The sequence below is a fragment of the Pseudomonas sp. LTJR-52 genome (genome assembly GCF_003691465.1).
In the GTDB taxonomy this organism is placed as follows: Bacteria; Pseudomonadota; Gammaproteobacteria; order Pseudomonadales; family Pseudomonadaceae; genus Chryseomonas; species Chryseomonas luteola.
In genome coordinates this window covers 3,531,633-3,554,868 of sequence record NZ_CP033105.1, presented here as the reverse complement: position 1 = coordinate 3,554,868, position 23,236 = coordinate 3,531,633, and the positions used below count along the sequence as shown (strand labels likewise).

The window sequence follows — 23,236 nt, the reverse complement described above, 5'->3', positions numbered from 1 at the left end:
CCGTTTTAGCCCCAGCCACCGTCGACAGGAAACTCGTGCCCTGTCAGTTGGGCACTGTCATCCGCCGCTAGGAACAGCACAGTAGGGGCAACGTGCTCAGGAAGCAGGCGCAGTTTGAGGCACTGGTGTTCCTGAATACGGGCTTCGTCTTCCGGCGTGATCCATTTTTCCAGCTGACGCTCGGTCATGATGCAGCCTGGCACAACCGTATTGACACGAATGGCATCGACACCCAGATCCCGCGCAAAGGTTCGTGTCAGCCCATGTACCGCTGCTTTGGCACTGACATAGGCTGCCAGCCCGCCAAGCGCAAGCTGGACGCTGATGGAGCCAAAGTTGATGATCGATCCGCCGCCAGCTTGGATCATCTGTGGCGCAGCGGCCTGAATAGCAAAAAATAGGGGGCGCAGGTTGATGGCCATGCGGTCGTCCCAGTATTGGGTATCCACTTGGCGCCAATCGTGACGATCATCATTGGCAGCGTTGTTAACCAAGACACGGATAGGCCCCAACGCTTGTCCTGCGTCCCTTATGGCTTCCTGAAGACTATCGATGTCTCGGATATCACAGCGGCGAAACCAGGGGGCTTGGCCGGTTTCGGTCTCCAGCTCAGTTATCAGGCGCTGACTGGCCTGCTCGTTGATATCGATAAAGGCGACGTGTGCGCCTTGTGTGTGAAAGGCGCGAGTCAGGGCACCACCGATGCCGCTGCCGCCACCCGTAATGAAAACGGTGCGGTCCTTGAGGCTAGGGTACTGTGCAGTTGCTTGAGTCATTTAGATTTCTCTGTATGGACAAGAATTAGGCGCGCTCGGCGACCAGGTCGGATGCTGAAGGCGTCCGAGGTGACCAGGCAGCATTCATTTCTTCCAGGGTTTTGTTTTTTGTCTCTGGGACCCAACGCCAGACAAATACAGCGGCCAGCAGGCCCATAGCGCCATATACCCAATAGGCGAAGCCGTGGTTGAAAAGGTCGTTCAACCAGGCATTGCTGTTCATCATGGGGAACGTCCAGGACACCAGTAGATTGGCTAACCATTGAGTAGCGACAGCAATGGAAAGAGCGCCTCGAATACTGTTAGGAAAGATCTCCGAAAGCAGAACCCACACCACAGGCCCCCAGGAAACTGCAAAGGCGGCTACGTACACCAGCATCATCAACAGGGCAGTAATGCCTAGGCTTTGCAGGTAGAACGCTGTACCCAGCCCCAGCATGCTAACGGCCATTCCAAGCGCGCCGATGATCATCAGGGGTTTACGCCCAACACGATCTACCAAAACGATGGCAACAACCGTGAAGATTAGATTCACTGCACCAACAATGATGGTCTGGATCAACGAGACGTCTGCTTGGCTACCCATGTTCTTGAAGATTTCCGGCGCGTAGTACAGCACCACATTGATGCCCACAAACTGTTGGAAGATGGACAGCAGCATGGCAATCAGGATGAGGGCGCCGCCATAAGAGAGCCAGGGCGCTTCACGGTGGCTCTGCTGGAAGGACAGACGAATCTCATTAAGAATGGTTTGTGCTGCGGCAGAGCCGTTGATTTGTTCAAGTACCTCCAGGGCACGGCCCGGTTGGCCTTTCATGACGAGATAACGGGGTGTTTCAGGCGTCTTGAGAAGAAGCGCCATAAAGGCGAAAGCCGGTACGATCTCTGAGCCCAGCATCCATCGCCAGCCGTATTGGCTCAGCCATTCCGTAGTTTGGCCGCGGGCAATGAAGTAATTGACGAAATACACCAATAACATGCCAAAGATGATGCAGAACTGGTTGCACGACACCAGCCGACCACGCATGTGACTGGGTGCAATTTCAGCGATGTACATAGGCGAAAGCATAGAGGCAATACCAACCCCTATTCCGCCTATGATCCTATATAGGTTAAAGGCGCTGATGTGCTCAATACCAAATACGTTAACGACTTCAGGCAAGGCGGAGCCGATAGCCGAGACGATAAAAAGCAAGGCGGCTAGAATCAGCCCGTTGCGACGGCCTAGACGCTGGCTGATATAGCCCGCAAAAAAGCCTCCGATTACGCAGCCTAGCAAGGCTGATGCAATGGTAAATCCAGTAATAGAGTTGGCGAGATTAGGCGTGATTTCATCAGGAAGAATGAAAACTTGCCTGTAGAACAGCCAGCCCGTAATAGCGGAAACAATCGCAGCAAACACTAAGCCACGAATGCGTCCGTAAAGCCGCATGAAGTAATAGATACTTAAGGCAAGCACAAGCAGGGTGCTGAGCAAAAGCGTGTTTTTAAACTCAATGACGACCCGACTGGCCTGCATAGGGTCTTGAAACAACGGGTCAATAAAGTGCATCCGTATCGGTTCTACAGCACCGGAAATCACGGCAGTGTCGTAGCCGAACAGCAAGCCGCCGAATGCTGCGGCAATAGTGACGAATACCAAGAATCCAGAGGATTTGGCACGGTTCATGTTGTCTCCTAGGCTGTGGAGGCAGCCGGTTTTTGTATTTGTTAGCGATTCCCTGGAGTACAACGATCCGCCTCCTTGCGGATCAAAAAACTGTGCTGAGTAGTGAGGCAGGTTCAGCCTGGAGTAGTCAGGCTGAACAGTTCAGGTAAATACAGGGCGGCTGATGGGTCACTGTAGAGGAACAGCGCTCAAGGGCAGGCCGCGGCGCTGAAGATTGTCCATCAGTGAGCGAATGCCGAAGGACCACGGGGCAGCTTGGTCGCTGGTGGTGACCCGGTTGCTCAGCGTGCCCAAACGCGATGTGCTGATCGTGACCACATCGCCCAGCTTGTGAGTGAAGCCTCCGCCGGGTTGATCGCGATCCTGGCGTGGAGCGAATAGGGTACCGAGAAATAGGACAAACCCATCCGGGTACTGGTGGTTGGCATTAAGCGTCTGCGCGACCAGATCGAGTGGGTCTCGGCTGATCTGGCGCATGGAGCTGTGGCCTTCCAACAGATAGCCGTCTTCGCCGTGAATGCGCAAGTCAACCTCTGCCGAGCGCACATCGTCGATGCCGTAACTTTCATCGAAAAGACGAATGAAGGGGCCGATGGCTGTTGAAGCATTATTGTCCTTGGCTTTGGACAGCAGCAGAGCGCTACGACCTTCAAAATCCCTGAGGTTTACATCGTTGCCCAAGGTTGCGCCCTGAACTTTGCCCGTACTGGAGACCACCAGCACAATCTCAGGCTCTGGGTTGTTCCAAGTGGATTTGGGGTGAATACCAATGTCCGAGCCGTAACCTACCGCTGAAAGAGGCTGGGCCTTAGTAAACACCTCGGCGTCCGGCCCTATACCTACCTCCAGGTACTGAGACCATAAGCCCTGCTCGATGAGTACCTTTCGTAGCGCTTCTGCCTGATCTGATCCTGGCACGATGTCGGACAGATCTACACCGATGCGCTCAGTCAATGAGGCGCGGATGTCAGCCGCCTTGCCTGGATCGCCCTTGGCCTGTTCTTCGACGACGCGCTCCAGCAGGCTGGCCGCGAAGGTGACACCGGCTGCCTTGATAGCCTGTAGATCGATCGGTGCAAGAAGCCAGGGCTTGCTCTCATCACGCTCGCGGCTGTCGCTATTGGCGAGCAGACCTGGCAGGTCTATTAGGGGGGCTGGCAATGGCAGCTCACGAAGATAGGCAGCAGGGTTGTCCAGTTCCATCAGCGCGGATACGGTCGAAACAGAGGTGCTGATGTCATACACCGCCTGCTCTTTGACGAGCACCACGGCAGGGCCGGCGGTGGAGCCGGGTAGCCAGACACGGCCGACCCAGGTACCAGCGGCCATGTCGTCAGGCGCTTGATAGGCCGCCGTCAGGGGATGTGAAGGCGTATAGGAAGACATGCGGTTCTCCTTGCTCAATGGGAGTGGCGAGGGGCACCGTTTTCGGTGATCACTCGCATATACAGGGTGGCTGGCTCCAGGCAGCCGCCAGTCGATAACTGCCCGACCAGTTTGCGGTAGAGCTCTTGCCAGGGAGTCTGAGAGGGCGGAATGCTGGGCAAGGCCTCACCGCGCCGACGCTCCAGTTCATCCTCGTCGATCAGCAGTTCGACCCGTCGTGCATTAAGGTCGACCCTCAGGCGGTCCCCTGTCCTGAGCAGGGCAAGTCCGCCGCCTATAGCTGCCTCGGGTGACATGTTGAGAATAGACGGGCTGGCTGAGGTGCCGCTCTGGCGTCCGTCACCCATGCAGGGCAGTGAATCGATGCCTCGACGGATCAGTTCTGAAGGTGGCGCCATGTTGACCACCTCGGCGCTGCCGGGGTATCCCACTGTGCCGCAACCGCGAATGACCAGGATGCAGTGCTCATCGATTTCCAGGCTGGGATCGTTGATACGGGCGTGATAATCCTCAGGCCCCTCGAAGACAATTGCACGCGTCTCGAAGGTGTTCTCCTTGCCTGGCTCGGCCAGATAGGTCTGACGGAACGCTTCACCAATAACCGAGACCTTCATGATTGCGCTATCGAAAAAATTGCCGCTCAGGACAATAAACCCGGCGCGATGCTTGAGGGGCGATTCGCAGGGGCGAATCACATCGTTATCCAGCGTCTGATGCTGCGTGATGATCTCGCCAATGGTTTTGCCGGAGACGGTGTTGCAGTGCCGATGGATCAAACCGGCCTTATCCAGTTCGTGAAGCACGGCCGGTACACCGCCCGCGCGGTGAAAGCTTTCACCCAGGTATTCACCTGCCGGCATGCAATTGACCAGCAGCGGGACGTCCTCGCCCAGGCGCTGCCAATCTTCCAGGCTCAGATCGATACCCATGTGGCGGGCAATCGCGATCAGATGTGGAGGGCAGTTGCTGGAAGCCCCTAGGGCCGAAGCCAGCACGATGGCATTTTCGAATGCCTCTCGCGTCATGATCTGCGAAGGGCGGATCTCTTTTTTCACCAAGTCGACAATGCGCTTGCCTGTGACATAGGCCATCTGGCCACGCTCGCGGTAGGCAGCCGGAATGCTGGCGCACCCCGGTAGCGACATGCCGAGCGCCTCGGCCAGTGAGTTCATGGAGAGGGCCGTGCCCATGGTGTTGCAGTGGCCGATGGACGGGGAGGCCGCCGTGGTCATTTCCATGAAGCCTTCGTAGTCGATCGTCCCGGCAGACAATAGGTTACGTGCATGCCAAAGCACGGTTCCGGAGCCGATACGCTTGCCGTTATGCCAGCCGTCCAGCATGGGACCGCCGGAAAGCACGATGGCAGGAAGATCTGTCGTGGCGGCTGCCATCAGACAGGCCGGGGTGGTTTTGTCGCAGCCTGTAGTCAACACCACGCCATCGAGCGGATAGCCGTGCAGAATCTCCACAAGCCCCAGATAAGCCAGGTTTCGATCCAGCGCAGCGGTAGGCCGCCGGCTCTGCTCAGCGAGCGGGTGCACCGGAAACTCCATGGGAATTCCGCCTGCGTCACGAATGCCGGCCTTGACGCGTTGGGCAAGTTCCAAATGGTGGCGGTTGCAGGGGGCCAAGTCGCTACCTGTCTGGGCGATCCCGATAATAGGTCGGCCCGATTGCAATTCATCACGGGTCAGTCCGTAGTTCATATAGCGCTCGACATAAAGCGCGGTCATGTCGGCATGGGCAGGATCATCAAACCATTGCTGGCTGCGTAGTCGGCGTTGTGTGGGTTCACTCATGCTTTGTTGTTCTTCAGATCAGAGGTGAAGGGGCGCATCGAGCGCTCCGGAGCGATGACAGGTATCAGACGCTGTGCTGGAAAAGAACGTGTGAGGGGCAAGGACATGATGCGTTCACCACTATTGTTTTTATTAAGCGAATGTTAGCGCCTACATTTCGATGTTAGCGCCTACATTTTGTTTGTAAAGACCTCTTTTGACGCTAAAATCAGCTGTGCTTATAACGGTATGGATGATGAGAAACCGGAAACCGGCTCGTAGACGAGTCACGATGCAGGACATAGCGGAACACGTCGGCGTGAGTTCGATTACGGTTTCCCGAGCGCTCAAGACGCCGGAAAAGGTTGCCGTGCCGGTGCGTGACAAGATCCTCGAAGCATGCAGCCAACTGGGCTACGTCCCCAACCAAGCTGCTATGGCCCTGGCGTCGGCACGTTCCCAGAATATTGTCGTGTTGATCCCCTCGCTTACCAATAGCGTATTCGTCGACATCCTGGTCGGCATCAAGGAGCGGCTCGACCGGCATGGATATAACCTGCTCATCGGCATAACCGGCTACTCGCTCGAACAAGAGGAACACCTGCTGCGTACCTATCTGCAGCATTCCCCGGATGGGGTGATCCTGACGGGTATCGACCATACGCCCGGGCTATGGGCATTGCTGGAACAACAGCAGATTCCAACGGTGCATACCATCGAAACCCTGACGCGGGACGATTGTTGGAGCGTAGGGTTTTCCCAGTTTGCCGCTGGGTATGCCGCGGCCCGTCATCTGATCGAGTGCGGCTATCGACGTATCGGCATCATTGGCGCGCAGGGCGATCCACGCACGCTGCGGCGTCGAGATGGGTGCCGCCAGGCGCTTGAGGAGGCCGGGTTATATGATCCACAGCGGGAATTGTTTGTTACCAGCAACTCTTCCCTGGCGCTGGGGGCAGAGCTGTTTGAGCGGATGCACCGTGCACATCCCGATTGTGAGGCGCTGTTCTTTTGCAATGATGACTTGGCGCAGGGCGCTGTTTTCAAATGCGGCCGCCTGGGTATTGCCGTTCCCGACCGCATGGCCATCATGGGCTTCCATGACCTAAACGGGTCGGCCTGGACGTCTCCGCCGCTCACGACTGTGGCAACACCACGCTATCGCATCGGTTGTGAGGCCGCAGAGCTGCTTGTCGCTCATCTGGCGGGGCAGGACAGGCCGGAGCGTCATGTAGACCTGGGATTTGAAATCGTTCACCGCGAAACGACACGGCTTGATCCCAGGGCCTAGGTCGCTCATCTCCCATCAGTCTGAAAGCGTGCGTCTCCGCTTACTTAATTGAGAGTGCTTCTTATCTTTGGGTGAAATCGGGTGTATTGTGCGCTCCTCCAATTTCCCGAGGGACTGCATTTCATGTCTTTCACGCGGCGCCAGGTGCTCGGCGGTTTGACCGGTCTGGTTGTGGTAGGGGTAGGCGCTGGCGGTGCTCGCTGGTGGCTGGGGCGGCCACAAGTGGCCAAAGCGTATGACTACGAGCTGATCGCGGCACCGCTAGATGTCGAGTTGGTGCCGGGGCATGTCACGCCTGCGCTGGCCTATGGCGGCCAATTTCCAGGCAAGGAAATCCGAGCGCGGCAAGGCGAGTGGCTGCGTGTCCGCTTCACTAATCATCTTGATCAGCCCACCACGATTCACTGGCATGGCATTCGTCTGCCCATCGAGATGGATGGCGTACCGTATATCTCGCAGGCACCGGTGCTACCGGGCGAGAGTTTCGTTTACCAGTTCAAGACACCAGACGCTGGAACCTATTGGTATCACCCGCATGTCGCCAGTAGTGAACAACTAGGGCGAGGCCTGGAAGGACCGCTTATTGTCGAAGAGCGTGAGCCGACCGGCTTTGCGCACGACATGACGTTGTGCCTGAAGAACTGGCATGTGGATGATCAAGGAGCCTTTACAGCGTTCAGCATTCCTCGAGAGGCGGCTCGCGTAGGCACGCTGGGTCGGCTGACCACGGTAAATGGAAAGCACGTTCCCACCATTGATCTGCCCGCGGGCGCAGTGGTGCGTTTGCGCATTCTGAATGTGGATAACACGGCAACCTACCGATTGAACCTGACGGATGTCGAGGCGCGTATTTACGCGCTGGACGGCCATCCTATCGAGCCTCGGGCGTTTGGCGATGAGTACCTGCTAGGCCCTGGTATGCGCATCGATCTGGCATATAGGGTACCGGCAGCCGGGACAACGGTGTCCCTGCGTAACGGCCCGTTGCGACTGGCTACACTGGGGTCTACCGATCAGGGCGCCCAGCCTGGAGAATGGCCGCGGCCATTGCCGCCCAACCCTGTCAGCGAGCCGGACCTTGAACGGGCGGAAACCGTAAGCTTTCGCTTCGAATGGGTAGCGACCCTGGCCAGCGACCCGGCATACTGCGGCAAGGCGATGTACTGGCAAATCAACGGCCAGGCCGGTGGCGAGCATAAGGAAGGGGACCCGCATCCAGCGTTGGCGAAGTTCAAGCTGGGGCAGAGTTACATCCTTGAGTTTCGTAACATGGCCCAGTATTTCCATCCTGTGCATCTGCATGGGCTGACCTTCAAGGTCTTGAGCTCGGACCGGCATCCCGTGACGCCGTACTACACCGATACCTACCTGCTTGGCAAGAACGAGACAGCTCGGGTAGCGCTGGTGGCCGATAATCCGGGACAATGGATGCTTCACTGCCATGTGATCGACCACATGGAAACCGGCCTCATGGGGACCATTGAGGTCAGCTGACGTTTGAGCTTGTCATGAATCGTATGCGCCGTTTCCCTCCCATTATTGACCGTACCCAGGATGAGCTTTTCATGCGAGAGGCGCTGGCGCTGGCGGCTGAGGGAGCTTCCTTGGGTGAGGTGCCTGTCGGTGCGGTATTAGTTCATGACGGACGGATCATCGGACGCGGCTTCAATCAGCCCATTACCGGCCATGACCCCAGCGCCCATGCAGAAATGCAGGCCATTCGTGCAGCGGCCCTGGCGCTGGAGAACTATCGTCTACCGGACACTACCTTGTATGTAACCCTTGAGCCGTGCAGCATGTGTTCAGGGCTTCTGGTGCACGCCCGGATCCAGCGTCTGGTATATGGTGCATGTGAGCCGCGTGCCGGTGCGGTAGAAAGCCGTGGGCAGTTCTTCAAGCAGGATTTTCTGAACCATCGCGTTATCGTTGAGGGCGGCCTTCTGGCTGAAGAGTGTGGCGCCTTGCTGACCGACTTCTTCCGGGCGCGTCGGAGTAAATCCTAAGGCGCATTAGCCTTTTTCTTTCGCTTCGGCTTGGCCTCCTCGCCAATCAGGCTTAGATCCCATTTGCCCAGGCTTTCCTTCAGGCCTAGCGCCACTGTGAGCCGGTCGGCATCGAACGGCGCGTGGACATTGGCATCATTATCAAAATAGCAGTAGATGTCTCGGCTCTCCTGTGTCGGCAACCGATGTGCCTGGTCAATCAGCTGGGCATCGTCCGGCTCTCCACCTTGCGCCCAAGCCTGAATGCGAGACGTCCAATAGTGCAGCGCTTCATCCGAGTAACGGCTTGAATAGAGCTGCTCGTGACCGTGCAGGCGTATATAAAGAAAGTCTGCCGTGACATCCTCCCGGTACAGCCATTTGCCCGCTGTGTCGGCAATTACCAGCGCCACGTTATAGCGCCGCAGTAGCTCGACAAAAGCGGGATCGATAAAGCTCTCATGCCGGATCTCGACGGCATGGCGCAAGGGGCGATTGGCATCGATACTCAGGCTGCAGCGGCCCTCCATGCGCGCCTCACAATGCAGGGCGAGCGCCTGGGCGGTCTGGGTGTCCTGAGGCAGGAGCTTTAGAAAGGCCTCAAACCGCTCAGGCTCGAACTTCAAATTAGCTGGAAACTGCCAGAGGATAGGTCCCAGTTTCTCCTTGAGCTCAAAGATGCCGGAGGCCAGAAAATTGGCCATCGCTTTTTCGATATCTTTTAGGCGCAGGATATGCGTGATGTAGCGCGGACCTTTGACGCTGAAAAGAAAGTTTTCACCGGTTTCTGCATACCAGCTGGCGTAGCTCTGAGGGCGCTGAAGCGAATAGAAGGAGCCATTGATCTCGATTGTAGACAGCGCCCGTGAGGCAAAGCGCAGCTCCTTGTTTTGAGTCAGCCCTTCAGGATAGAAAACACCCCGCCAAGGCACGTAGCGCCAGCCGGAAATACCAATACGAATCTGCGCAGCCATAGAGAACTCCTCAACTCGTCTCTTCTTCGGACTGCGCGGAGGGGAGTAGGGTTCGGCTAGGCTTCAGCCAGCGTTCGCATGCGCTCAACTACCGCGCGTAGGCCATTGCCACGAGAGGCGGAGAGTTGCCGCTCCAGCCCTAGTTGGCCCAACCAGTCATGAATATCCAGCACGGCCAATTCTTCTCGGATCAGTCCATTGGCTCGGACCAAGAGTACAGCCAGCAGGCCACGGAGAATGCGAGAATCGCTGCCTGCCCGAAAGAAGTGCTGCTCTCCATCCTGCTTGTGAGTGACCCAGACCTGACTTTCACAGCCATAGACCCGATCTTCGTCTCGTCGGGTTTCAACATCGGGCAAGCGTGTCGCCCACTGCAGCAAGAGGCGTGAACGGGCTTCCCACCCGTTGGCGGAAGAGAAGGCATCTAGCGCAGCCTGCGCCTCAGTCGTCAAACCTGTCATCGTAGTAGCTCCAAGGCATTATCCAGCGCCATGAAGAAGCGCTCCAGATCCGCTGAGTCACTATACAGACCGAGAGAAATCCGCAGCGAGCCTGCCTCGCCCAGGCGCTTGAACAGCGGCATGGCGCAATGATTGCCCGCCCGCACGGCAATGCCTTGCTCGCCCAACATATGGGAAAGATCAGCCACATGTATGCCATCAACCACTACGCTGGCCAGGGCAATCTGCGGCTCGCCCAATACACGAACGCCCTCGCGAGCAGCCAGTCCGGCCTGTAGCTTCACGCACAACGCCTGCTCATGACCAAAAATGGATGACTCGTCTTGTGCGCTGAGCCAATCCAATGCTGCCCCCAAGCCAATGGCTGCACCAACAGGCGGTGTCCCGGCCTCCAGCCCCATGGGAGCAGAATGAAACTCAGCGTGTTGATAATCGGCGTTACGCACCATCTCGCCACCAAACTGCCAGGGCGCAAGAGCTGCCAGGGCCTCGGCATGTCCCCAGAGTACCCCTATGGCCTCTGGTGCGTAGAGCTTATGGCCGGAAAATACATAGAAATCCGCGCCCAGGTCCTTGGGACTGTGGCGGCCATGAACCACGCCTTGAGCGCCATCCACAACGAACCAGGCGCCTTGATCGTGGGCCAGACGGGAGAGCTCGGCCAGCGGCTGCCAGGTTCCCAATACGTTCGACAGCTGGCTGATGGCAACCAGACGCGTGCGTGGGCCGATCAGTTCACTGGCTCGATTGAGGTCGATATGGCCCGAGTCTGTAAGCGGCAATACGATCAACTCTACCCCCTGACGCCGAGCCAACTGCTGCCAGGGCAGCAGGTTGGCATGATGCTCCAGGGCACTGACCACAATTTCATCGCCGGGCTTGAAGTGATGCTCAAGCCCGTAGGCTATCAGGTTGAGCCCTTCCGTCGTGCCGCGAGTAAATACGACTTCCCTTGAGCTGGAAGCGCCTAGCCAGCGGGCCACCTTGTCGCGTACGGACTCATAGGCCTGGGTGGCGCGCTCGCCAGGGCGGTGCTGAGCGCGATGAACATTGGCGGCGCCGCGGGCATAGTACGCTGTGAGCGCATCCACTACAGCCTTGGGCTTTTGCGCTGTGGCCGCAGTGTCCAGATAGGTGATGCCGTCTTCTTCAAAGGCAGCAAGGGCCGGAAAGTCGGTGCGCCAGGGGGAGGGCAATGTCATGGCTTCAACTTTTGGAAACGGATGAAAAAAAGCCGCCCGGCCGTGAGCCGGCGGGCGGCCTACTTACAGGTCTGGACCCGGTACCAAGGTACCGGGTTCCATGACTCAGTTATGCGCGTGCAGGGCTTCGTTCAGCTCGATTGCACTCTTGTTGGTTTTGCACTCGACCGCGCCGGTCTGGGAGTTGCGGCGGAACAGAAGATCATTCTGGCCTGCCAGATCGCGCGCCTTGACCACCTGTACCTGCTGGTTCTGATCATCCAGCACAATCACCTTGGTGCCCGCTGTTACATACAGGCCGGACTCCACTGTGCAGCGATCACCCAGCGGAATGCCGATGCCCGCGTTGGCACCGATCAGGCACCCCTCGCCAACGCTGATCACGATATTGCCACCGCCAGACAAAGTACCCATGGTGGAGCAGCCGCCGCCCAGATCCGAACCCTTGCCGACGAATACACCCGCCGAGACGCGGCCTTCGACCATGTTCGGGCCCGCCGTACCGGCATTGAAGTTTACGAAGCCCTCATGCATGACGGTTGTGCCTTCACCGATATAAGCGCCCAGACGAACACGGGCGGTATCGGCGATGCGCACGCCACTGGGAACGACATAGTCGGTCATCTTCGGGAATTTATCGACGGAGAACACTTCCAGCAATTTGCCGCGCAGACGGGCTTCCAGTTGCTCGGAAGGCAGTTCTGCCAGGTCGATGGCACCCTGATTGGTCCAGGCAACATTCGGCAGCAGGGCAAAGATGCCGCTCAGGTTGACGCCGTGCGGCTTGACCAGGCGATGCGACAGCAAATGCAGCTTCAGGTACGCCTCAGGCGTTGAGGAGGGCGTAGCGTCTTCCGCCAGAATCGTGGCAACTAGCGGCTTGGCGCTTTCAGCCAGACGGGTTAGCAGCGCCATCTGAGTCTGAGCGTTCTCTACACCACGCAAGGCATCGGCCAGAGAGCGCGCCTGAGACGGCGTAAAGGCGATGGTTTGGTTCCCGCCTGCATAATTGAGAACCGGCGTGATGGCCGCAATCAGTTCTGCCGAGGGGTTCAGCAGGGGCTGGGCATAGAAGACTTCGAGCCAGGCGCCGTCGCGATTTTGCGTGCCGACACCAAAGGCCAGGCTGAACACATTCTGAGACATGAAACTTTCCTTCTAAACAAATAAGGTCAGGCCGGACGCCGGCTGAGAAGTAATCCCACACCGGCACTACCCAGAAGGGCGGCACAACCACGGTTGAACAGACGCTTGGCACGCTCACCAGCCAACAGGCGGCCGAGACGTGCTCCGGCGAAGGCGTAAATCGCAATGGCGAAGCATTCCATGATCAGAAACGCTGCGCCCAATTGAGTAAACTGCTGCCCAAGCGGCTCACCCACCACTACAAACTGCGGAAGAAACGCGGTAAACAGCAAAATAGCTTTGGGGTTGCCTGCAGCGATCAGAAACTCCTGACGCATCAACTTCCAGAGGTCTGCCTTGATGACTTCGTCAGGAGATGGAGCGTCCGTCGAGGTGTTGGCGGTCCATAAGCGGATGGCAGTCCAGATGAGGTACACCGCACCTACAAGCTTGATCGCAGTAAAGAGCCAGGCCGACGTCAACAATACGAGCGCCAGGCCTGAGCCCGCCAGCGCGATCATGCCGGCAAAGGCAATCAGTCGGCCCAAGGTGCCGATACAGGCCGCTGCAAAGCCGAAGCGGGCAGCATTATTGACGGACAGCAGATTGTTCGGCCCAGGCGCCATGTTCAATGCGAAACAGGAAGGTATGAATAGTGCCCAGGCAATCGACATGTCAGCGGTCCAGTTCAGCCGAGTAGAGTTCCGGCTTGAAGCCTAGTACGCGACGCTCTCCTAGGTCCAGTACAGGACGCTTGATCATGGAGGGCTGCGCCAACATGAGCTCAATGGCACGGGCCTCATCAATATCTGCCTTTTGTTCGTCAGGCAGTTTTCTGAACGTAGTGCCGGCGCGGTTCAGCACCTTTTCCCAACCAAGCTCACGGCACCAGGTTGAAAGCGTTTCCCGGTCGATGCCGCTGACCTTGTAGTCGTGAAAATGATAGGTCACGCCATGTTCGTCGAGCCATGTGCGCGCCTTTTTCATGGTGTCGCAGGCCTTTATGCCATACAAGCTCAATGTGCCGTTCGTGTCGGGCATTCCTGGCCTCCCACCCTTGTAAAGTAATCGCCAAATAGGAATGTCAGAGTATGCCATGTAGAGGTGGGCTGTGCGCCTATCGACGCAATCTATAACAAGGCGCTAAGGCATTGCCTAAGCTCTCTACGCACTCTATACGATAGGAATATGAAGAAATGGCGATCGACCTGAACCACAGACCCAGACTGAGCGATATGCGCCGACTCGCACCGCAGGAGGCAGCGCCTGCGGTTGATCTTGAGGCCAGGCAGCAGGGCCCTCGTATCACTGATGCCGAGTCGCTGTCCGGGCGCCCAGGATATGCCGCCGACTTTCTTGGTGAATTCAGCGTACCCTGGCCTACCATGAGCGATGAGCGTGCCGGGGACGTGCTGCCTGTTTCAGGTTCCGCCGAAAATCGACTCGACTATATGCATTTCTCCATCACCATGTCGGCGTCACGCCGGCTGGCGTTCTACGTTGGCGTCAATATCGATGGTGCTCAGTCCGTTTCGGTCGAGCGGGGCAAAGATCGCTGGTCCTATGACGGACGTATCCCGCTGGAAGCCCAGATTGGCGAAGACCTGTACGCCAATAACCTGCTGGATCGCGGACACCTTGTTCGTCGTGAGGACCCTAACTGGGGGAATGAGGCGGAAGTTGCCAACCGTGACACCTTTCATTTCACCAACTGCTCTCCGCAGATGGCTGGCTTCAATCAGAAGAACTGGCTGGATCTGGAAAACTACCTGCTGGAAAACACCCGGCGCTGGAAGGAGCGGGCAACGGTATTTACCGGGCCGGTTTTCCGGGACGATGACCGGCGCTATCGAGGTGTGCTGATCCCGTCTGCTTTTTGGAAGGTAGTCGCCTTTTTATCCGATGACGGAAAACCATCTGCAACCGCCTACATGATCGATCAATCTAGCGAGCTGGGACAGCTGGATGCCGCGTTCGGACGCTTCCGAACCTATCAGCGCAGTGTTCGTCGTATCGAACAGCTGACAGGTATCAATTTTGGCCCACTCTCCCGTTACGACGGTTTTTCCAACGAGGAGGCCATGACAGGGACACGGATTGAGGCTGAGCTTCACACATTGGCCGACATACGGCTTTGATGGCTTAACGCCTTGCAGCTCAAGACGTTGGCCTCTTGAGCTGCAATCGTTTTCTGCCAAGCGGACACAAGGTAAGGAACTCACCCGCCAGGCAGGGGCCAAATTGTACAACCTGTACAATTATTAACTGCCAGATGTGCTGACGTATGCAGACCACTACACGAGCCACGACGAGCCGACAGGCTGTGTTAACGCCGTACGCCCTTGAGCCATCCCGTCATCTTTATTTTTCTCTGCTTGAACAGAAACCCGCGGCTGACGCGCTCGAAAAGGCTCGGCACTATCTTGACGAGCAGCTGAGTGCGACTGGACCTATGCCATCCGATTTGCCGGAGAATCCGCAAGGGCTAGAGCGCTGGATGCTACAAAGTACCGAGCAGGTAGGTCAGGAGTACCGAGCCTATCTCAAGTCGCGAAAGGCAGGCGCCCCTCGTCGTTATTTCACGAGTAAATCCCATGCGCTCTACTTTTTGAGAGGGGTTGCCCCGACCAAACTGGTAGACGGCGCCTGGCTGTACGGTATTTTGCAGCGCTGGAATGACACCCGCTTCACTGCACCTATCCAGATCTATCTGGAAGAGTTGGGCGAGGGTTTGCCAGACAAGAATCATGTCGTCCTGTATAAGAAATTGCTGGCCAGTAACGGTTGTGAAGACTGGGATGGCCTGAGCGATGATCATTATGTTCAGGGCGCGATCCAGCTGGCGCTGGCCTATAACGCCGAGCATTTCCTGCCTGAGATCATTGGCTTCAACCTCGGCTATGAACAGTTGCCGCTTCATCTGCTCATTACCTCTTACGAATTGAATGAGCTTGGGATCGATCCTTATTACTTTACGTTGCACGTGACGGTCGATAACGCCGGTACCGGTCATGCAAAGAAGGCCCTGCAGGCCGTTCATGACGCCATGCCGGTAGAAGGTCGCGAAGCATTCTATCGACGTGTAGCTCAGGGTTATCTGCTCAATAACCTGGGCGCAGGCACAACGTCTGTCATTGGCTCGTTCGATCTTGAACAGGAAGTTATTTCGCTACTGGCAGAGAAAAGCACCGTCGGCAAATACGTGCATTCTGATTACTGCCGAATCGGTGGGCGCAATGTAAGTGAGTGGCTGGCCGATCCAGCTCAGATACCGGCCTTTCTTGAAGCCATGGAGGCTCAAGGCTGGATCAAGCGCCATGAAGACCCACAAAACAGCCGTTTCTGGAAGCTCATACAAGGTGAGCGTGCCGAAATGTTTGGTGTGTTTACTGCCTATGAGCAGCAGCTTATCCATGACTGGATTGCGGGTGATCTGGTGCACACCGGTGCCAAGGTAATAGCCAAGGACCAGGCAGGGCAGGACCGAGTCGCTATCTTGCCTAAGCGGGAGCTGAGCTTTCGCGCCAAGCAGCGCCAGCAGGAAGCGCTTTGTCAAAGCGCAGGCGACCATACATCCTCAAATGCCTCCATTGGAGAGGTGAATGACTTTGACAGCGAAGCCGCGGCCCTGGAGCAACGCTTGGCGTGCCAGCCGACTCGCGAAGCGGGTATGGCGCTTCTGATCGAGATGATGTCGCCAGCCAATCACCATACCGCCTCTGGACTGTTGGCCACACGCCTCTTCAACAAGCTTTTCAACTGACCATCCAACGACAGGGCCCAACGAGGGCCCTGTCCTGTTTCTAAAGGATCAAACTGCGTGACGGATACACAGATGCGCGAACAGCCTGCAATCTCCAAACACTCGGTCCAACCTTTTCGTCTCCTGATCGAAGCATTACACGACGCTCATTACCAATTCATCACAATAACGCCGGCCTCACATGCCCGCGTCAATAGTCGCCCCGGCAACGAGTGGGCGAAGGACTTGCAAGGTATTTTTGGCTGGAGTCGGCCTTTCAAACAGGGGCTCATTTCACCCGAGCTTTTCGAAGCCATGCAGGCCGCCGACATCCTGGAATCCTACCAGGATGGTTGGCGCAGCAAGGTTCGTGTGTCGACTCTGGGCGATCAGCTGTTCGTCCACTCCGCTTATCCTACGGACGAGGCGGATGCAGTGTTCTTTGGTCCAGATACCTATCGCTACGCCAACGCTATCGAAGCCCAGCTGCGCTTCGAAACTGGGCAGATCCGGCGGGCAGTCGATATCGGCAGTGGTGCAGGCCCGGGTGCGATACTTGTCGCACTGGCGAGGCCAGACGCCGAGGTCTTGGCTGTTGATATCAACGATCGCGCGCTCCGCTTTACTGAAATCAATGCGGACATGGCTGAAGCGACCAATGTGGTAGCTCGGCATAGCAACCTGCTAAATGATGTTGAAGGCGAGTTCGATCTTATTGTTTCCAATCCGCCTTACCTGGTTGATCCTACCGAACGCGCCTATCGCCACGGGGGCGGGCCGCTGGGAGCCGGACTCTCTCTTTCCATTCTGGACGCCGCACTGGAGCGCTTGGCACCAGCGGGAACCTTGCTGCTGTATACCGGCGTGGCCATGGTAGACGGCCAGGATCCGTTCCTAGAGGCTGTCCAGGAGCGGTTAGCCAAAACAGATTTGGTCTGGCGTTATCGTGAGATGGATCCGGATGTCTTCGGTGAAGAACTGGAATCCGGTGTTTATGCACAGGCCGACCGCATCGCGGCTGTAACCCTGACCGTTACCCGCCCTGCCTGAAACAGTCTTTCAACGTGACGCCCTCTTAGTTGAGGGCGTCCAGTTGGCGCCAGCACGACGTACTGGCGAGCCTTGGGTGAGGTGTATGACCTCATGACACCTCATGCCTACCGTTTGGGCGCGGCATTGCCGAACGTGTCTTTGCAGGGCTTGTCGATAGGGATCGTGTCGTACAGATCGGGCGGATCGGCTCGGTAGCCAGCGGAGAGAAGCGGTGACACTCGTTTATACCATCTTGATCATGCTGCTTGTGGTGGGCGCGACCCGCTTGAGTGCTCAGTTTCTTCCCGTGCCGCTTCCACTGATCCAGGTCGTTGTCGGGGCGTTACTGGCATTGCCATCCCTGGGCTTGCATGTCGCGCTTGATCCTGAACTGTTCATGCTCTTATTCATTCCGCCACTTCTGTTCTCCGATGGGTGGCGCATGCCGAAGCGCGAACTCTGGCGGCTTCGGGCGCCTATCCTGACGCTGGCGTTTGGTCTGGTATTCATCACCGTTTTGGCCGCTGGCGCCTTTATTCACTGGCTGGTGCCTGGCTTGTCCTGGCCGGTAGCCTTTGCACTGGCCGCGGTTCTGTCGCCGACCGATGCCGTTGCGGTGTCCGGAATTGCACGTGGGAAACTGCCCAAGCGGCTGATGCATATCCTGCAGGGTGAAGCACTTTTCAATGATGCGTCCGGTCTTGTCACCTTTCGCTTTGCCGTAGCGGCTGCCATGACGGGCATGTTTTCGCTGGCAGATGCGAGTCTGACGTTTCTCATGGTTGCCATTGGCGGTCTCTTTATAGGGGCGGCGCTCAGCTGGCTGACAGGGCAGGCCCGTAACTGGCTGGTCGAGCATGGGTGGACGGATCCTGCACCCTATGTCGTCTTCTTGCTTCTATTGCCATTTGCCGCTTATGTCATTGCCGAACACCTGGGCTTCTCAGGCATTCTCTCTGCGGTTGCCGCCGGGCTTGTGCAAAGCCGTATCGACATGCTGCCCAGGCAGTCGCGTACTCGATTGCTCAACCACAGTATCTGGTCGATGCTGGAGTTCACCTTCAATGGACTGGTGTTCCTGCTCTTGGGCCTGCAGCTGCCCGACATCATTGCTGCCGTGCTCAAGCCTTCCGAGCATGTCTACAAGACGCTAGGGTGGCTGATGGGGGAGGTGACTCTGATCTTCCTGGCGCTGATCCTGCTGCGTTACCTGGTCATGAACCTGTATTGGCGCATCTCCCGACATCATGAGGCTATGCCGGGCAATGATTTCCAACGTACCGCAATTATTGCGTCAATTGCAGGTGTACGCGGGGCCGTGACGCTGGCAGGTGTACTGTCTCTACCCATTGTTCTCGCGAATGGACAGCCATTCCCCCAGCGCGATGTCCTGATCTTTATTGCTGCAGGCGTGATCCTGCTGTCCCTGCTGGCGGCCAGCATTGGATTACCCCTGCTGCTGCGTGGACTAAGTGTGGGTACCAATGAGGCTGCCGACCGTGAGCGCCGAGAGATTCGGCGTAATACGGCAGAAGCGGCTCTTCGCGCCCTTGAGGCGGAAAGCATTGATGACGAAGATCCTGCGCGTGCGGGATTGAAGGCGGAAATCAAGACGCAGCTCATGGCCGAGTTTCGCGAACAGCTTGATATCTACCAGGACACGGAGGAGGTTCAGGCGCGTGCCCGAACCAGTCTGTTTATTGAAACGCAGCTGCGTTTGCTGGCTATCCGGGCTCAGCGTCGGGAGCTCTATCGTATGCGTTTGTCTGGCGTAATCGACGATGAAATCGTCGCTGAAGTCCTGAGTGATCTGGACTTCAGCGAGGCGACACTGATGCGCAGCCTGCCAGCTTCAGCGGCAGGCTGAGCAGGCGTCAGCGGCTGCAGAATGCGCGGATACGCTCGGCTGCTTCGATACACTCGTTCAGAGGTGCTACCAAGGCCATGCGAACCCGATTGGCGCCAGGATTCACGCCGTCCACCGTCCGGGAAAGGTAGGAGCCTGGCACAACGGTAACATGTTCCTTTGCGTATAGCTCACGGGCGAAGGACTCGTCATCTAACGGTGTCTTAGCCCAGAGGTAAAAACCGCCGTCCGGACGCTCGATGTCCAACACATCTTTTAGTATTGCCAGCACAGCGTCGAATTTTTCCCGGTAAAGCACGCGGTTCTCGCGTACGTGGATCTCATCGCTCCATGCGGCAATGCTGGCGCGCTGTACCTGGATCGGCATGGCGCAGCCGTGGTAGGTCCGATACAGCAGGAAGCGTTTGAGAATCTCGGCGTCCCCTGCAACGAAGCCTGAGCGCAAACCAGGCAAATTCGAGCGCTTGGACAGGCTGTGAAAGACCACGCAACGGCTGAAGTCCTTGCGACCCAGCTCCGCACAAGCCGTCAAAAGACCTGCAGGTGGGTTGTCTTCATCGAAATACAGCTCGCTATAGCACTCATCCGCTGCAATCACGAAGTCATGGTGGTCGGCCAGCTCGATCAAACGTTTCAAGGTCTCGACAGGCAACAATGCTCCGGTTGGATTGCCAGGAGAGCACAGGAACAGCAACTGGCAGCGATCCCATATTTCGGCTGGAACGGCATCGAAGTCAGGATTAAAACCTTTCTCGGTCAGGCAGGGCAGGTAGTGCGGCTGCGCACCAGCCAGCAGCGTGGCGCCTTCATAGATCTGATAGAAAGGGTTGGGGCTTACTACCAGCGCGCCTTCCTGGCGACTCACCACCGCCTGTGTAAAAGAAAAAAGCGCTTCGCGCGTGCCGGTTACCGGTAAGGCATGCTGAGCCGCATCCATCCAGCCGGTCGGTACACGAAAGCGCTGCTCGCACCATGTCACAATCGCTTCGCGCAAAGCAGGCAGTCCGGCTGTTGTTGGATAGACCGCCAGTTGATCAAGGTGCTCGGTCAGCGCTTTTGCGACAAACGCTGGGGAGGGGTGTTTAGGTTCACCGATTGATAACGCGATGGCCTTTTTATCTGCCGGTGGCTGGACACCTGCCAGCAGCGCGCGCAGTTTTTCGAAAGGGTAGGGCTGGAGCAGGTTCAAGGCATCGTTCATATACAGGTCTCGCGAGTGCAGCCTGGCCTTAGGCTGAGTTGTCCATTAGATACTGATGCGTAGCAACGGCGTTTCTGAGCCATTGGCCCCGCTTAGGTTTTTGATCAGCGCTTGTTGAAGTTGCTCGCACAGCTTCGGATCCGACAGGGGCTGCCCTTGAGCATCCGTAACATAAAAGACGTCTTCAACACGCTCGCCCAACGTGGCAATTTTGGCATTCTGAACCGACAGGTCGAAATCCAGGAATATACCGCCCACGCGAGCCAACAGGCCCGGGCGATCAGGGGCAGTCAGCTCAATCAGGCTCACGGCGCGCTGAGCATCCGTATAGATATTCACGTGTGGCGCGAACGCAAAATGCTTGAGCTGACGAGGGACACGTCGGTTGATGATGTTGGGGTACTCTTCAGGCGTCTTCAGGGCCTGGATCAAGCCGCTTCTGATCTGCTGGATACGGGCCGGATTATTGCCGATAGAGCCTCCGTCCGCGTCGAGTACAACATAGGTATCCAGGGTAAACTGGCTGGTGGACGTAATAATACGCGCGTCCTGGATGCTCAGGTTCAGCTGGTCCATTGCCGCTACGGTCACAGCAAAAAAGTCGTGCTGGTCCTGCGCATAAATGAAGATCTGGGTGCCGCCTTCAAACTCGCGTTGGGTAGTCTCCTTGATCAGGATCAGCGGATTACCGTCATTGGGATGACTCAAAATAGCTTCGGTGTGCCACGCTACATCGCTGGCAGTGTGACGCAGAAAATAGTCGTCACCGAGCTGCCCCCACAGGTGTTCGGCATCATCCTGATCGATACCATTACGTACCAGAATATCGATGGCTGAACTCTGTGTCTGGCGAATTTGCTCTTCACGTTCTACCGGATTCTCAAGTCCGCGGCGCAAGGCACGCTTGGTCTCGGTATACAGCTGCCGTAGGAGGCTGGCGCGCCAGGAGTTCCAGAGGTTGGGGTTGGTCGCGTTGATATCTGCCACAGTGAGCGCATAGAGGTAATCCAGATGGACCTGGTCGCCTACCGTCTGTGCAAAGTCATGAATCACCAGGGGGTCAGACAAATCCTTGCGCTGCGCTGTGGTCGACATCGCCAAGTGATTGCGTACCAGCCAACAGATTAGGTTGCTGTCCCATTCGGGTAGCTGATGGCGGCGGCAGAACGCTTCGGCATCTACGGCGCCCAGCTCCGAATGATCACCGCCTCGGCCCTTGCCAATGTCATGGTAAAGACCGGCAATATAGATCAACTCCGGTTTAGGCAGCTTGTTCATCACCCGTGTGGCCAGAGGATACTTTTCCGTCATCTCCGGTCGGTTCAGTTTGCGCAGATGCTTGATCAGATTGAGTGTATGCGCATCGACCGTATAGATATGGAACAGGTCATGCTGCATCTGACCGATGATTTGGCCGAACTCTGGCAAGTACAGGCCAAGAATACCGTAGCGGTTCATACGGCGAAGGTTGCGATGAATGCCTTCGCGGCTCTTGAACAACTCGATAAATAAGCTGGTGTTGCGGATGTCATGTCGGAATTCGTCATTGATCAGATGACGGTGGTCGCGAAGCAACCGGATCGTACCTGCAGAAACACCCTTGATTTCCGGGTACTGAGCCATCAGCACGAAAATTTCCAGCAGTGCAAAGGGGGTGCGCTTGAATACCTCCGGATGCGTAACCTCAATATAGCCGTCCCGTAGCTGGAAACGGCTGTTCAGAGGCTGCGTTGGCTCGCTTTCGTCATCCCGCAGGATGGCTTCCTCAAAGTGCTGCATGACAACATCGTTGAGCTGGGCAATGTCCATGACCACGCGATAATACTTCTGCATGAAGCGCTCAACGGCCAGTTTCGCATCGCTGTCTTCATAACCCAGGAGGCCGGCGATGCGGCGCTGATGATCAAACAGAAGGCGATCCTCAGGTCGGCCTGCCAGCATATGCAGGGCGTAACGCACCTTCCACAGGAACTCCTGACTGGAAGCCAGCAGCGAACATTCGCTTTCAGTCAGAAAACCCTGACCAACCAGCGCATGCAGGTTCAGCGTCCCGAAATGGCGGCGTGCAACCCACAAGAGTGCCTGGATATCACGTAATCCACCCGGTGAGCCTTTGACGTTGGGCTCAAGGTTGTATTCCGTGTCGTTGTACTTGGCATGCCGGGCTTTCTGCTCATCCCGCTTTGCCAGAAAGAAATCACGGCTGGGCCACATTCGCTTGGGGCTGGTTACATCCAGCATCCTCAGACGAAGGGCTTCCGGGCCGGCAATGGTACGGCACTCCATCAGATTGGTGATGACGGTCAGGTCGGCCCTGGCCTCATCCGCGCACTCTTGAACTGAGCGCACACTCTGTCCGACAGCAAGGCCGATGTCCCACAGCAACGTCAGGAAGCCCTCAATGGCTTCCCGATGCGCTTCCTGATCTTCTGAGCCCAATAAAATGAGCAAATCGATGTCCGATTGCGGATGCAGCTCGCCGCGGCCATACCCCCCTACGGCGAGCAAGGCAATCTGTGCATTACCCCAGTTCAGTCGTTGCCAGGCTTCGCACAGTATCTGGTCAACGAACCAGGCTCGATCCTCAACCAGGCGACGCGTACTGCGCCCGGCTGAAAATCGCTCGTCCAATACCTCATTTGCCTTGCGGATCGCCTTTTTGAATGCGGCGATGGGGCTGGTCTTTAATGCGAGTTCAGCCTGGAACTGTCCGCGGTCGAACAGTTCGGGATCTACCTGGGGCATACCCG

19 protein-coding genes are annotated in these 23,236 nt (G+C 57.0%); 7 read left to right on the top strand and 12 right to left on the bottom strand.

The features are described from left to right. Positions 1-5: 5 nt before the first annotated feature. From EAW52_RS16605 to EAW52_RS16590, 4 genes are all read right to left on the bottom strand, one after another. Positions 6-776 carry an SDR family NAD(P)-dependent oxidoreductase gene (locus EAW52_RS16605; protein ID WP_122043270.1) on the bottom strand — a complete coding sequence of 257 codons (771 nt, stop codon included), beginning with the start codon at positions 774-776 and terminating at the stop codon, positions 6-8. Positions 777-801: 25 nt separating this feature from the next. Continuing rightward, entirely contained in the window at positions 802-2,445 is a 1,644-nt protein-coding gene (gene xylE, locus EAW52_RS16600) for a D-xylose transporter XylE (RefSeq protein WP_122043269.1), read from the bottom strand. A 168-nt stretch (positions 2,446-2,613) separates the two neighbouring features. Then, positions 2,614-3,774, bottom strand: a complete 1,161-nt coding sequence (locus EAW52_RS16595) for a fumarylacetoacetate hydrolase family protein (RefSeq protein ID WP_122044836.1) — start codon at positions 3,772-3,774, stop codon at positions 2,614-2,616. A gap of 71 nt (positions 3,775-3,845) precedes the next feature. Beyond that, positions 3,846-5,630: an IlvD/Edd family dehydratase gene (locus tag EAW52_RS16590; RefSeq protein ID WP_122043268.1), complete on the bottom strand. Its 1,785-nt coding sequence runs from the start codon at positions 5,628-5,630 to the stop codon at positions 3,846-3,848. Positions 5,631-5,901: 271 nt separating this feature from the next. Between EAW52_RS16590 and EAW52_RS16585 the strand changes: the two genes are divergently transcribed. The 3 genes from EAW52_RS16585 to tadA all read left to right on the top strand — a co-directional run bounded on the left by EAW52_RS16585 (position 5,902) and on the right by tadA (position 8,903). Further along, positions 5,902-6,900 carry a LacI family DNA-binding transcriptional regulator gene (locus EAW52_RS16585; RefSeq protein WP_122043267.1) on the top strand — a complete coding sequence of 333 codons (999 nt, stop codon included), beginning with the start codon at positions 5,902-5,904 and terminating at the stop codon, positions 6,898-6,900. A 123-nt stretch (positions 6,901-7,023) separates the two neighbouring features. Further along, positions 7,024-8,394 carry a multicopper oxidase family protein gene (locus EAW52_RS16580; RefSeq protein WP_122043266.1) on the top strand — a complete coding sequence of 457 codons (1,371 nt, stop codon included), beginning with the start codon at positions 7,024-7,026 and terminating at the stop codon, positions 8,392-8,394. 14 nt (positions 8,395-8,408) lie between these two features. Further along, a complete protein-coding gene (gene tadA / locus EAW52_RS16575; protein ID WP_372238861.1) occupies positions 8,409-8,903 on the top strand; it encodes a tRNA adenosine(34) deaminase TadA in 495 nt (164 codons plus the stop codon). Here tadA and EAW52_RS16570 read toward each other — a convergent pair. From EAW52_RS16570 to EAW52_RS16545, 6 genes are all read right to left on the bottom strand, one after another. Continuing rightward, positions 8,900-9,856, bottom strand: a complete 957-nt coding sequence (locus tag EAW52_RS16570; protein ID WP_010797364.1) for a DUF72 domain-containing protein — start codon at positions 9,854-9,856, stop codon at positions 8,900-8,902. The genes tadA and EAW52_RS16570 overlap by 4 nt on opposite strands. 56 nt (positions 9,857-9,912) lie before the next feature. Next, complete coding sequence (locus EAW52_RS16565) at positions 9,913-10,317, bottom strand: SufE family protein (protein ID WP_122043265.1); 405 nt, start codon at positions 10,315-10,317, stop codon at positions 9,913-9,915. Further along, a complete protein-coding gene (locus EAW52_RS16560; protein ID WP_122043264.1) occupies positions 10,314-11,519 on the bottom strand; it encodes an aminotransferase class V-fold PLP-dependent enzyme in 1,206 nt (401 codons plus the stop codon). Before EAW52_RS16560 ends, EAW52_RS16565 begins: the two co-directional genes overlap by 4 nt. Before the next feature lie 105 nt (positions 11,520-11,624). Next, positions 11,625-12,665: a 2,3,4,5-tetrahydropyridine-2,6-dicarboxylate N-succinyltransferase gene (dapD, locus tag EAW52_RS16555; RefSeq protein ID WP_122043263.1), complete on the bottom strand. Its 1,041-nt coding sequence runs from the start codon at positions 12,663-12,665 to the stop codon at positions 11,625-11,627. Positions 12,666-12,691: 26 nt separating this feature from the next. Continuing rightward, positions 12,692-13,318, bottom strand: a complete 627-nt coding sequence (locus tag EAW52_RS16550) for a LysE family translocator (RefSeq protein ID WP_122043262.1) — start codon at positions 13,316-13,318, stop codon at positions 12,692-12,694. 1 nt (position 13,319) lies between these two features. Continuing rightward, complete coding sequence (locus EAW52_RS16545) at positions 13,320-13,685, bottom strand: ArsC family reductase (RefSeq protein WP_122043261.1); 366 nt, start codon at positions 13,683-13,685, stop codon at positions 13,320-13,322. 155 nt (positions 13,686-13,840) lie between these two features. Here EAW52_RS16545 and EAW52_RS16540 point away from each other — a divergent pair, with 155 nt between their 5' ends. From EAW52_RS16540 to EAW52_RS16525, 4 genes are all read left to right on the top strand, one after another. Next, the gene (locus EAW52_RS16540; RefSeq protein ID WP_122043260.1) at positions 13,841-14,782 is read left to right on the top strand and encodes a DNA/RNA non-specific endonuclease; all 942 of its coding nucleotides are present in this window, start codon (positions 13,841-13,843) and stop codon (positions 14,780-14,782) included. A 146-nt stretch (positions 14,783-14,928) separates the two neighbouring features. Continuing rightward, a complete protein-coding gene (locus EAW52_RS16535) occupies positions 14,929-16,407 on the top strand; it encodes an iron-containing redox enzyme family protein (protein WP_122043259.1) in 1,479 nt (492 codons plus the stop codon). A 72-nt stretch (positions 16,408-16,479) separates the two neighbouring features. After that, a complete protein-coding gene (locus tag EAW52_RS16530) occupies positions 16,480-17,436 on the top strand; it encodes a class I SAM-dependent methyltransferase (RefSeq protein ID WP_122043258.1) in 957 nt (318 codons plus the stop codon). 214 nt (positions 17,437-17,650) lie between these two features. Further along, entirely contained in the window at positions 17,651-19,285 is a 1,635-nt protein-coding gene (locus EAW52_RS16525) for a Na+/H+ antiporter (protein WP_122043257.1), read from the top strand. Positions 19,286-19,292: 7 nt separating this feature from the next. Here EAW52_RS16525 and dapC read toward each other — a convergent pair whose 3' ends face one another. After that, positions 19,293-20,486 (bottom strand): succinyldiaminopimelate transaminase, encoded by a 1,194-nt coding sequence (gene dapC, locus EAW52_RS16520; protein ID WP_122043256.1) that lies wholly within the window; start codon positions 20,484-20,486, stop codon positions 19,293-19,295. Positions 20,487-20,531: 45 nt separating this feature from the next. Continuing rightward, positions 20,532-23,231: a [protein-PII] uridylyltransferase gene (locus EAW52_RS16515; RefSeq protein ID WP_122043255.1), complete on the bottom strand. Its 2,700-nt coding sequence runs from the start codon at positions 23,229-23,231 to the stop codon at positions 20,532-20,534. Between the last annotated feature and the right edge of the window lie 5 nt (positions 23,232-23,236).